The organism is Winogradskyella eximia (assembly GCF_003386165.1).
Classification (GTDB): Bacteria; Bacteroidota; Bacteroidia; order Flavobacteriales; family Flavobacteriaceae; genus Winogradskyella; species Winogradskyella eximia.
Genome location: NZ_QRDV01000001.1, coordinates 1085367 through 1097899, shown reverse-complemented (window position 1 = coordinate 1097899; position 12533 = coordinate 1085367). Strand labels below are relative to the sequence as shown.

The following is a 12533-nucleotide window of genomic DNA, read 5'->3' as shown; positions in this document are numbered from 1 at the left end:
ATTTCCGTTTTCGTCTTCAATTTTAATTAAAAAGACACCATTTTCTAAGCTAGAAACATCTAGCTTTTTATTTTCAGATTTTAATACTTCTTTACCTAACATAGAATAGACACTTGCTTGTTTTAAACTCTGAGTCATTTCTATATTTAAAATTGAAGTTGTTGGGTTTGGATGTAATGAGACTGAATTTATATTAAATTCATCTACGCTTAGTGTGCAATTAGTGCTAAAACTTGTTTGCGTGTCAACGTTTGTCCAATTGTTTGTACTATACGTAGCGTTATCTACCTGAATACAGGTTAAGTTAGGGTTTCCTGTTGCTTCAAAATAAGCATCAATAGTATTAGCATTATTTCCATTGGCTACATTTAAACTTGTTAATAAATTATTTGAGCAACCAAGGATTAATAAGTCCGGATTTTGTGAAACATCTAAACTACTTAAAGCATTATCTCCGCAGCTTAATGTTATTAGAGCTACATTTTGAGAAACATCTATACTACTTATTGTATTATTAAAACAGTAAAGCCATTTTAAAGCTGTAAATGCCTCTATACCTGTTAAATCTGAAATAGAACTATTAGCACAATTTATAGACTCTGTAAAATTACTAGCTTCACTACACTCAATCTCTGCATTACCGTTTGTGTTTATTGCTGTATCTGCTACAAGTATTGCTTTAAAGTTTGCGTCTGGAATAGTTACTATGCAAGGTGCTACATTACAGTTATCGCTATAATTTGCTGTTCCGTCTTTTTGCCAAGCTGTTGGTGGTGTAAAACCAGCATCTACTTGAATACAAGTTAAATCTTGGTTGTTAAGTGCATTAAATTGAACGAAATTCACATTGTTTCCATTAGCGACATTTAAACTCGTTAAGGAATTATCAAGACATCTTAAAGCAGTTAAAGAGGTGTTACTAGTGACATCTAAAGTAGTTAATGAATTATTATTACAAAATAACCCTATAATATTTGTAAAAGCCTCTATACCTGTTAAATCTGCGATAGATTGATTTTGAACATCTAAAATTCCTGTAAAAGCTAATGCTTCAGTGCAACTAATTTCTGAATCCGTATTGGTATTTATTGCTGTATTTGCCACTAAGGCAGCTTTAAAATTAGCGTCAGGTATTGTTATTGCAGTACAAGGATAGTTACAATTTGTACTAAAACTTGCGATTCCAGCATCTATATTTGCCCAATTAGACGTACTGTATGCTGCATCATCTACCTGTATACACGTTAAATCCGCATTATTTCTTGCTGTGAAAACTGTAATTGCCGTATTGTTTCCACTTGCCATATTTAAGACTTCTAAAGCATTATTATTACAACGAAAATCCGATAAACTAGGATTATTAGAAACATCTAAAAGCGTTATGGCATTATATTCACATCGTAAACCTGTAATATTAGTAAATGCCTCTATACCTGTTAAGTCTGAAATATTTTGATTATTAACAATTATAGTTCCCGTAAAAGCAGTAGCTTCATCACAACTAATCTCTGTATCGTTATCTGTATTTATTGAAGTGTCTGCAACAAGTGCTGCTTTAAAGTTTGCGTCTGGCAAGTTTACTGTGCAAGGTTCTAGAATAGACACATCAAAATTTAAATCGAAATTAGGCTGTTCAACTGTTACTCCATTATCACTTTGAAAAAAAGTACCACTTGTATATCCTCCATTAGGATCAAACATAATATCAACGGTATCAATTCTAATTTCAAAGGTGTATTGTACGTTATTAACCACATTTACATTACCGGTAATATCTACTCTAATTGGATCGTTAGCTTGACTTACTGTAATAGCAGGATGCGATTGCGTGTATATTGGTGAACCAGTTACCTGATTACCATAAAATATCTTTAGGGTTCCAGCCGGAATTGTACCTGAAGATCCGGCAAAGAATTGAACATATTCTAAATTTCCATCACATTGGGCTATAAATCCCTGACCACAACTATAATTTGGGCTAAGACTAAGCGTCCCTTGATTAAAACTGGATACACATTGTGCTTGTATATTAAAAAAGCTAAATACAGCGAATAATAAAAGTAATTTTGTCTTCATAGGTTAAGAATTTTAAAGTTTATAAGACCAAATATCTTAAATCAACCTATTAAAAATAACATGAACTTCTGAAACACCACTTTGGACTTCTAAACCAAAAAAAAAATCCCGTAAGCATTACACTTACGAGATTTCTAATAAAAACAAAACCAATTTATTATTGTTTAATAAAACGTTTGATTGAAACGTTTCCGTTTTCGTCTTCAATTTTAATTAAAAAGACACCATTTTCTAAGCTAGAAACATCTAGCTTTTTATTTTCAGATTTTAATACTTCTTTACCTAACATAGAATAGACACTTGCTTGTTTTAAGCTCTGAGTCATTTCTATATTTAACATTGAAGTTGTTGGGTTTGGCTGTAATGAGATTGAATTTATATTAAAATCATTTACGCTTAATGCTGCGCAATCATCGCTATAACTTGCTGTCGTATCTGTTTGCCAGTTTGCAGGTGGTGTAAAACCAGCGTCTATTTGTATACAAGTTAGGTCGGGATTGCTTACTGCAACAAAACCAGCTAGACTACTATTATTACCATTAGCAAGGTTTAAACTGCTTAGTGAGTTGCTATAACAAAGAAGCTGATTTAAACTTGTACTATTAGAAACATTCAAAGTGCTTATTGAGTTATTATAACAAAGTAGCTGAACTAAACTTGTGTGGTTAGAAACATCTAAACTGCTTATCGAATTATCGTTACAATACAAATTTACTAAACTAGTATTATTAGAAACATCTAAACTAGTTAGCGTATTATTTTGGCAATAAAACATAGTTAGACTCACATTATTAGTAACATCTAAACTACTAAGTGCATTATTATTGCAATAGAATATTTCTAAACTAGTATTATTAGAAACATCTAAACTGTTTATTGAATTATTCTTAATATCAAGATAGAATAAACTAATATTATTAGAAACATCAATACTGGTTAATAAATTATTTTGACATTGAAGTGCCGTTAAACTAGTATTATTAGTAACATCTAACGTGCTTAGTGAATTATCCGCGCAATAAAGCTCAGTTAACTCAATAAAAGCTTCAATACCTGTTAAATCTGAAATAGATTGGTTGGCAACATTTATGGCTCCCGTAAAAGCACTTGCCTCACTACATTGTATTTCTGTATCACCATTAGTATTTATTGCTGTATCTGCAACAAGTGCTGCTTTAAAATTTACGTCTGGGATGTTTACTATGCAAGGTGCTAAATCTGGATCATTTATTTTATAAATACTACCATAGGTATTAGCTGCATAAATATCGTATCCATCTATTTCCATAGCAACTCCACCTCCTGGTACAGAAGAAACCGCAGTAACAACTAAAGTAGATTTATGAACCTTACGAACTTGACTTGCATTTAAAAAATAAAGATAATCATCTGCAAAATGAATCCCTTTAACCACACCTAAACCACTTGTTACTAGTGTTGCTACTGGTGTTGTTGCAGCTAAATCTATTTGATAAATTGAACCTGTTGTAGTTGAAAAATACATAATAGAACCATCTGTTGTTACATCAGAAATATATTGATAATCTACAGGCAATGTAGCTATTAAATTACCACCACTTAAACTATAATGTTCAATTAATTCGGCAGAACCGCTAGCACTATTTGCTATATAATTTAAACCACCATAATAAAATACATTAGATATCGAATATGTCATATTCACTATATAAGGCGAATTATAAACAGGAAAAGCAGTTCCAGCACTAACATCTGTGTAAGTCATAGTACCATATGCTATTCCAGGTGTATAAACACTATCGTATATACCAAAAAGATTACCAACAGTTCCAGAGCGAGCCATATTGGTCACAACTGTTTCAAAATTATTAGTACCTACTTGAGTTTTGTTAGCTCTAACAAGACTACTATTAGTTCGGTTAACGGTATAGATATAATCTCCTACAACAACCAAACCTGATGGACTAGAAGCTCCTGTTGCTATTTGTGTTTGAGCACTACTGCTTAATGTGAGAATCAGTAGTATTAGAGAAAGTAATTTTGTTTTACTCACGAAACATTTATTGATTAAGTGTTCGTGAAAAAATGTAATTTTTTTCATAATAGGTTAAGAATTTTAAAGTTTATAAAAACAAATATCTTAATCCAACCTACTAAAATTGTAACTGAATTTCTGAAACACCACTTTGGACTTCTAAAGCATTCTACCCTATATTCTGTACAATAGTTAAAAACTCGTCTTTCTTATCTTTTGAAATGGAAACGCTTTCATCATTATCCATTATGATATAACCACCATCGCTTTTAACATATTCCTGAATGAATTTTAGATTAATTAAATACGAACGATGTGGTCTATAAAATGTTGGAATGGCATCTAATAAGGTTTCAAAATGCTTAAGCGGTTTACTTATTAATAATTCAGATCCATTTTGAATACTTACTTTAGTGTACATACCATCTGCTTTTAAGAGAATTATATCTTCAAAATTCACAAACTTGATACCATCTGCTACAGGAAGTCCTATTTTTTTAAAGTCAGACGATTTTAAGCTTTTTTGAAGCTCGTCTAATTTAATATTGATATGGGATTTTCCAATATTATGGATGGCTTTTTCAATAGCATCCACCAATTTATCTGCTCGTAATGGTTTTAGTAAATAATCTACCGCAGAAAGTTCAAACGCCTTTATAGCATATTCGCTATAAGCGGTTGTGAAAATGATTTCGAAATTATAAGTCTTAGATTCAATAAAATCAAAAATCTCTAATCCAGAATGTTCAGGCATTTCAATATCTAGAAATACGATTTGCGGTCGTTCTTTTTTAATAATTTCTACACCACTTAATAAGTCCTCAGCCGTAAGAATCTCAGTGATTTTTGGGCAGTTTTCTTTTACTAATATCTCTAGTAATTTTCTTGCCTTTGGCTCATCGTCTATTATAACTACTTTCATTAGTGCTTTCTATTTTGTAAACGGAATTGTAATATCTACTTTAGTTCCTGTTGGTTTTTCGGCTTCAAACAAATCTGTAATAGTTATGCCAATTTGTTTTTGTTTACCGTAATTAAGTAATGCTAGTCTGTCTTGGGTTGCTTTTGTGGCGAAAGATTTATGATTCTTGTGGCTTCTAGCTTTAAATTCTTCGGCTTTTTCTCGGCCAACACCATTATCTGTAATAAGACACCTTACTGTATTAGAGTCTTCATTTATAAAGAAACTAATTTCTAGAATTCTATTATCTTTTCGATGTAATAAACCGTGTTTTAAAGCATTCTCAACATAAGGCTGAATAAGCATTGTTGGGATGTTTACTTGATCTGGTTTTAAACTTCCAGATGTGGTAATGGTATAATTTAGTTTATCCTCGAAACGCAACTTTTCTAATTCTAAATACATTTCTAAACTATCTATTTCTTCTTGTAATGTGATTTTTCCTTTAGTACTATGGTTTAAGTAGGTTCTTATTAAATCTGCAAATTTGCCCAAATATATAGTAGCTAATATTTTTTGGTTTAAAACAATATATTCTTGAATTGAGTTTAGCGCATTAAATATAAAATGCGGATTCATTTGCGACCTTAAATTTTCTAATTTTAAAGCAATAAGTTCATTATCTAAGGATAATTGTTTTACTTCTATTTGGCGTTGTTGTTCTTTCTTTTTTATTTTTCTTCTGAAATATAAAACTGTTGATCCTAGGACTAAAATTGAAATACCTGACATAAACCACCACGTTTTCCAAAAGGGTCTTGAAATAGAGAATTTAAGTTCCTCAACACAATTTTCTTCACTTTCTACATCCAAAACAGGTTTTACTTGGAAGGTATAATTTCCTGCTGATAAACTGTTGTATTTAACAGAATTGATCCCAGTTTCAGTAGTAATCCAATCGTCATTTAAACCTAATAAACGATAAGCGTATTTACCCTTTTGGTTAAATTGAAATCCATTAACATTAAAACCGAATTTAATACTATTTTGATTGTAATTTAATGTGTAATCCGACTTTAAAGCTACCTCTTGCTCATTAATTTCAACCTGATTAAAATAAACCTTTGGTTGCTTTTCAGGTTTAAACGCTTTTACTTTATCAATACAAAATATGCCTTTATTAGAAGAAAAATATACTTTGTTTTCTAATATTTCTATTCCAGAAATATCGTAAGAAACTACACCATCTCGTTTGGTTAGTGTTTTAATTTTATTTGTTTCTACGTCTATAACTTGTATGCCATTATCTGCAGCAACCCATAAATTATTTTGGTCTGCTTTTATCTTTTCTATTCTATTAGAAATGAGTCCGTTTTCAGTAGTAAAATGATAAACGACTTCGTTATTTTTTATCCCGAAAACACCTTCTTTAAATGTACCAACCCATACGATTCCATTAGGGGTTTCAGATAATGAAAGTGCAAAAATCGATTGATCTTTATATCGAATGTTATTAGGTTTCCATTGATCATCATAAGCTCTTAAATCATCAACAAACGCAACATAAGTCGTTTTGCTAATTAAACTGTAAAATGAAGTATATGCTCTTTTGTTAGCCGAAATTTCCTTATTTACTTTATTAAAATCACTTCCTGTAATTAAACTTGCATTTGCATAATTTACAAATAGCAAATCTTTATGATCTATTATGGAAAAACTCTTTGCAGTAAAGAAATTTTTAATGGATTCAATACGCTTAGTATTATAATCCATCAAAAAACCACTTACATCCTTACTGATATAGATTAATTCTTTTTCGGGATGATATTTTATTGCCGACACGCGTTCTGCTAACGGCAAGTCAATAAAATATTCTTCATGTTTTTTTGTGTCATAAAAAACAATATCACCTTTATTTGTTCCAAATAACAAAGTGTTATTATCTATTTTTTCTAGGCAACTTATATTGCTATTTTCTTCTGAAACATTAAGATGCTCTACATGTATATTTGGCATTACAAAAACACCGTTATTAAGCGTTGTTAACCAGAAATTATCATCTTTATCTTTAATAACTTTTGTTACAAAATACTCTTGTAAAAAATGTTTTTCTAGCTTAAATAAGTCATTTTTAAAAGAAAACACAAAAACCCCATTATTAGTTGCAACCCAAAGTTGCCCATCGTTTTCAAAAAATTTGAGGTTTTCATTATTCTTAAGTTCTTCTAACCCTTTGACTTCTACTTGTGTATTAGTATCGATATCTAGTTTAAAAAATGTGTTGACTTTTTTATAGTTTTCCCTAGAGAATAATAGTGATTTTAATTGAAATAATTCAGTTTTTTGATTAATAGCATTACCTCTATTCTCTTTTGGTACAGAGAAATTAAATTGTAATAATTCTTCTTTTTCTTCTTTTGTATTTAAACTAAATAAACTTTTACAATTTCCGAAGAGGATGGTTTCATTAGATGTAATTGGTGGTCCATATTGAAATTCAGTAGTAAATTTCAATATGACTTCTTTGCTCAACAAATTGACATAGTAAATCTTAAACTTAGTAAAAACGATCAGATGTTTTTTTGTAACCAGAAAAGATGAAAGCTCACCTTTAAGTTCTTTTCCTAAATCTATAAAAGTGACTAATTGGTCGTTTTCAACATAAAAAAACTGACCAGAAATGTTGTTACACCATACACGTCCCAAATAATCTTCTACTGGTTCAAAAACCGACAATCCTCTTTTTTCTGGATTACTATAGTTTTTAAATATCTTACCATCATATCGAAATAACCCTTTGTCTGCAGTGAGCCAAATAAAACCTTTGCTATCTTCTATAATGTTATAAAATTCTTTGTCTGGTAGTCCGTCTTTTTCTGTGAGATGTACAGAAACGGGTTGTTGTGCTTCCAGTAAAAACGAAAGCAGAAATAAACATAGAAAAAATGGTTTTCTGTACAATTTTAAAAATTATAAGTAAAAATACAATTTACTAATACTTATAACTCTATTAACTTCTAAAATGCTAGTTTGAACTGCTAAACCCTTGTTTTTTAATTTTAAAATTGGAAGTTATATTGATGAAATTTCGGCTTGTACTAATACTAAGTTCAGCAAACAACAAGAAATTAACGCGACGATTCTTCAATAAACTGCACTTTATTTAATAAGGCTTTATCTCCAAAAACTAAATAATCCTTGCCTTCTCTATTCTGAAGAATTCCATAAGTACCATCAGCATGTTTCACAAATCTAGATGTACCTGAATACATACCATTTTCATCTTTGTTAGTTTCTCTTTTTATGCCATCTGCGTCCATCCAAAATTGTTTTCCATCTTCAAGCAATTCGAAATTACCATTGTAAAAACCTCCTAAGTAGTTATAAAAATTAGCATCTAACACTTTACCATCTGAAGTATTTAAAAATCCAAATCTATTGTCATCTCCATACAATTCATAAACTCCAGCACCTAAGTGACTTCCTAGAGTTAACCATTGTTTATTAATCCGAACTTGCTCATCTTTATATTTTTCAATAATATCATTTTTCTTCAACATTTTTAAAAAATCATTTAAATCAGTTGTTTCCATAAACGATTTATCTTTTACATTGTAGACATAAGCTTTTTTAGAATTATTGGGATAAGTTACCATTAACCCATTTCCACGTGGTAACATCACTTTACCATAATGTGTAGACTTAACATTGAAGGTAGAAACACTTGGTAATAAAAAACCTTGTTTAGTATTGCAATTGTAAGCATAAATTTTTTCTGGATTCTTTTGTTTATCTAACATAAGGACATATCCATCATAGGTTATAAAATGATTATAATTCTGTGGTTTATCTATAACATTACCAACATCGTCCATTATACCAAGTTGACCGTCTTTAGAGAAAACTGCTAAGCTGTGTTTGTTGAATTTATAGATGCTATCAATTTTTATAGTATAAGCCTTAGACATATCTGTCCATAATTTATTTAAAGAATCTAACCTATGTGCCTCTTTATCTTCCCTTAATCGCTTTAACTCTAACGCTTTTTGCTCTGCAATATACTTATCAATTTCTTCTTGAATATTAACGTAGGTTTCTAACATATTTTGATAATCTTCCGTCTCCTTATCTTCTTCTAATTCAAAATACCATTTAGCATAAGAACGTGCTTCAAAAAACTTTTCATGTTCAAAATGCAATAAAGCACCTAATTTAGCCACGCGACTGTTTGGAACACTGTCCATATATTTTAAGGCCTTATTAAAAATTTCTAAAGACCTATCCATTTCTAAATTATGAAAAAGCACTTCTGATCGCTTTATATAAACATTTGAAATTTCACTATTAGTTTGTCCAATAATTGTAAATGGAAAGAGAAAAACTAATGAAAGGATAATAAATTTTATTTTCATAAGTAAGAGATTAAAAAGCTAACAATCTGCTAACTGTGAGAAAACTACTAAAAATAAAATAGGTAAATTAAACTTTTCGACACTATACCTATTATCAAGGATATTATGTAAAAATTCTAATTCAAAAAACGAGAAATTACTCAGGAAAGTTATTTACACTTAGTGTTTGTAATGTTTTATTTTCATCTTCATAAATAAAATAAACTTTCAATTCTGGGTGTGAATTTAAGAACCAATTCACTTTTTCAATTCCCATAGCCTGAAATGCCGTGGCATACGCATCAGCCGTCATGCAATCTTCAGCTAGTACAGAGACGCTTAAAATATTAGTTTTAGAAGGATATCCTGTTTTTGTATTTATGATATGCGCATAACGATTACCGTTTTCATCTGTCTTAAACTTTCGATAAGTCCCTGAAGTTGCCATGGCTTCATCTTGTAAAGCAATCACTTTTGAATAGCTTTGTTCTTCATTAAAATTAGGATCATCAATACCAACTCTCCAAGGTGATTTTTTATCGAGATTAATACCTCTTACACGTATTTCTCCTCCGATTTCAACTAAATAATCTTTAACATTCTTGCTTTCTAAAAACTCTCCAATAACATCTACTCCATACCCTTTTGCAATAGCATTAAAATCTAAAAAGGAATTAGAGTTTTTTACTATTTTATTGTTTTTTAATCCCATACGATTATAACCAACAGACTTCATTAAACTATCTATGGTTGTGCTATCTATATTAATTATTTTACCTTCCGGTCCAAAATCCCAAGCATTAACCACAGCTCCAATTGTAGGATCAAAAGCTCCTTCGGTTGCTCTATAAATTTTCTTTGCATTGTTAAAAACACGCGTAAAATGCTCATCTACTTCAATAATTTCTCCTTTATTAATTCTAGATATTTTTGAATCGGGAATATAAGTAGACATCGACTCATTAATTACAGCAAAAAGGCTATCAAACTGCGTTTTATAATTTGAATTATCTGTTGTGTAATATTGAATATTATAGGCTGTACCAAATACAGGTCCACTAATTTTAGTGTTTTTAGGTTCTTCATTACAAGAAGAAAGAATGGCAATTAGAAATAGGTAAACTATTTTTTTCATAAATATGTAGATTGATTTAGACAGCAATGCCTGATAAAACTGAGAATTTATTAATTCAAATTCATTTCAATGACTTGGATGCCATTATATTCTATAAGATATTCTTGATCTAAATATATAGGTAAATCTTCTCCTTCAGGATTCCCCAAACCAACTCCTGCGTACAACACTTTGGCATCTTTTTCGTAAGCATGTTTTTTAAAGGTTTCCATCCAAACGATATCGTAATTGTTTGGATTTTCTGGTAAGATCACAGCACGAACTACTACAAAGTAATACTGACTATTTTTATCGATACAGACAAATTGCGGATGGCGTTTTAGCTTGCTATTAATGGCAACAAATTCAAAACCACGTGCTTCTAGGTCTTTGCCAACATGGTTCATGGCAAGATTGTGAACTTCTTGAGGTGTTAAAGGTTTACTCATAACAACAAAGATACAAAGTTGCTATTTAAAACGCACAAATTTAGAATTCCCAAATGTATAATTTGAAACCGAAATCACAGTATCATCTTCTAATTGATACCATGGAGATAGCGTTGAATCTTCCAAATTTTTAACCAAATGTACACTTTGCGCTGGTGTATTACCTTGAAACAATAAGAATAACTTTTCACCACTTTCATTTATAACCTCATCTGCAATCATAACAATATGACCAGGTGAACCTCCTTTAATAAGCATATCACCAATTTTTAAATCTTTGGCTGCAACAGCTTCCAACTCATTATAAAGTGATAAGGTTCCAGAATACATGTAAATTAAATTCAAGTATTTATAGAAGTTTTCTTTTGATGTATTGGCACTTGCCGTTTTATGAAACGAAACTTTATTACCATTGATTTTAGGCCTATACCCTTCTGCATATTTTTTCCAAGAACAATAATGGCCTGAAGTAAAATTGAAACCTATTTCATCTTTTCTGTTGTTATCCCAAAGGTATTCGCTTCTAATTCTAATTAAAGCATCGGCACATTGTTGCAATCCGTTTTTAGGCACTGGAATTTCTAAAATTCCGATATGACCTCCTTGCCAAAAATAATAGGTGTCATCGTAGTTGATAATTTTACTTCCAAACGGTTTTAATTTGTAGTTTCTAAGATAGTCTTGAAAACTTCCTTTTTTATAAGTTACACGTTTATAGCCTTCGGGTAAATTCACTCGTGAAGCAATGGTTAAACTATCCTTATTAACAAGACTTGGAGTTTCGATACTAGATGTAACTATAGTAACCGCTTTTTTTACAGGTTGAAACTGAAAGGCTAAAACAGCAAGTGATGCCAATACAAAAAGGATGAGTATAACTTTCTTCATACATAACCTAACGCAAAAGTTATGATTTTTCGTATGCCGATCTTTGAATTACAACTCGTTATCGTAAGATTTTTTGATTAATTCGGCTTTACTATTAATCTCTAAAGCCTTGTAGATGTTTTTAATATGTGTACGCACCGTATCAATGGAAACAAACAAATCATTAGCTATCATTTTATAACTTTTACCATCTACAATTTCGGCAACAATTTCCTTTTGTCTAGGCGTTAGTAAGTTACTTTTATTCTGCTTTGGAGCAAAACTATTCACTATTTTTCGAGCAATGGAAGGCGACATATAAGAACCGCCTTTATGCACCACTTCTATTGCTTCTTTTATTTTTTTTAGTGGTGTTTTCTTCGACAAATACGAACAGGCTCCTGCACACAATGCTTTGTAAATACTATCATTGTCTTCAAAAGTCGTCAGCATAATAATGTCTACTTTTGGAAGTTCGTTTAATAGTAATGGAATCCCTTTAATACCAGACATACCTAATAAGTTAATGTCGAGAAGAATTATCTCAGGTAAGGTTTTAAGCGATTTAATGGACGTTAAAAAATCTTCAACAGAAGACGACATTAGTACACAATCTATTTCAGCTTGAGCATGGAAGAACTCCTTCAGACTTTCCTGAACGAGTTGATCATCTTCTATGATTCCTAAGGTAATTGTACTCATTTTGCGACTTAAATAGGCT

Annotated in this window: 9 protein-coding genes; all 9 read right to left on the bottom strand. The window is 30.7% G+C overall.

Features of this window, described 5'->3' with window-relative positions; translation table 11 throughout:
* The coding region (locus DFQ10_RS04520) for a T9SS type A sorting domain-containing protein (RefSeq protein WP_147299181.1) at positions 1-2076 on the bottom strand (2076 nt) is incomplete at its 3' end.
* A 157-nt stretch (positions 2077-2233) separates the two neighbouring features.
* Positions 2234-4108, bottom strand: a complete 1875-nt coding sequence (locus tag DFQ10_RS04515) for a leucine-rich repeat domain-containing protein (protein WP_181897574.1) — start codon at positions 4106-4108, stop codon at positions 2234-2236.
* Between the two features lie 151 nt (positions 4109-4259).
* Complete coding sequence (locus DFQ10_RS04510; RefSeq protein ID WP_115816170.1) at positions 4260-5012, bottom strand: LytR/AlgR family response regulator transcription factor; 753 nt, start codon at positions 5010-5012, stop codon at positions 4260-4262.
* Positions 5013-5021: 9 nt separating this feature from the next.
* Positions 5022-7952, bottom strand: coding sequence for a sensor histidine kinase (locus tag DFQ10_RS04505; protein ID WP_115816169.1), 2931 nt, complete (start codon positions 7950-7952; stop codon positions 5022-5024).
* 167 nt (positions 7953-8119) lie between these two features.
* Positions 8120-9403, bottom strand: a complete 1284-nt coding sequence (locus DFQ10_RS04500) for a hypothetical protein (RefSeq protein ID WP_115816168.1) — start codon at positions 9401-9403, stop codon at positions 8120-8122.
* Between the two features lie 136 nt (positions 9404-9539).
* Positions 9540-10517, bottom strand: coding sequence for an FAD:protein FMN transferase (locus DFQ10_RS04495; protein ID WP_115816167.1), 978 nt, complete (start codon positions 10515-10517; stop codon positions 9540-9542).
* A 50-nt stretch (positions 10518-10567) separates the two neighbouring features.
* A complete protein-coding gene (locus DFQ10_RS04490) occupies positions 10568-10945 on the bottom strand; it encodes a Na(+)-translocating NADH-quinone reductase subunit F (protein ID WP_115816166.1) in 378 nt (125 codons plus the stop codon).
* Between the two features lie 21 nt (positions 10946-10966).
* On the bottom strand, positions 10967-11833 hold the full coding sequence (locus DFQ10_RS04485) for a DUF4846 domain-containing protein (RefSeq protein ID WP_115816165.1): 867 nt from the start codon (positions 11831-11833) through the stop codon (positions 10967-10969).
* 48 nt (positions 11834-11881) lie between these two features.
* The gene (locus tag DFQ10_RS04480) at positions 11882-12514 is read right to left on the bottom strand and encodes a response regulator (protein ID WP_115816164.1); all 633 of its coding nucleotides are present in this window, start codon (positions 12512-12514) and stop codon (positions 11882-11884) included.
* Between the last annotated feature and the right edge of the window lie 19 nt (positions 12515-12533).

Excerpts from the sequence above, each read along its gene's own strand:
- DFQ10_RS04510 (WP_115816170.1), bottom strand. The coding sequence starts at position 5,012 with ATGAAAGTAGTTATAATAGACGATGAGCCAAAGGCAAGAAAATTACTA.
- DFQ10_RS04500 (WP_115816168.1), bottom strand. The coding sequence starts at position 9,403 with ATGAAAATAAAATTTATTATCCTTTCATTAGTTTTTCTCTTTCCATTT.
- DFQ10_RS04495 (WP_115816167.1), bottom strand. The coding sequence starts at position 10,517 with ATGAAAAAAATAGTTTACCTATTTCTAATTGCCATTCTTTCTTCTTGT.
- DFQ10_RS04490 (WP_115816166.1), bottom strand. The coding sequence starts at position 10,945 with ATGAGTAAACCTTTAACACCTCAAGAAGTTCACAATCTTGCCATGAAC.
- DFQ10_RS04485 (WP_115816165.1), bottom strand. The coding sequence starts at position 11,833 with ATGAAGAAAGTTATACTCATCCTTTTTGTATTGGCATCACTTGCTGTT.
- DFQ10_RS04480 (WP_115816164.1), bottom strand. The coding sequence starts at position 12,514 with ATGAGTACAATTACCTTAGGAATCATAGAAGATGATCAACTCGTTCAG.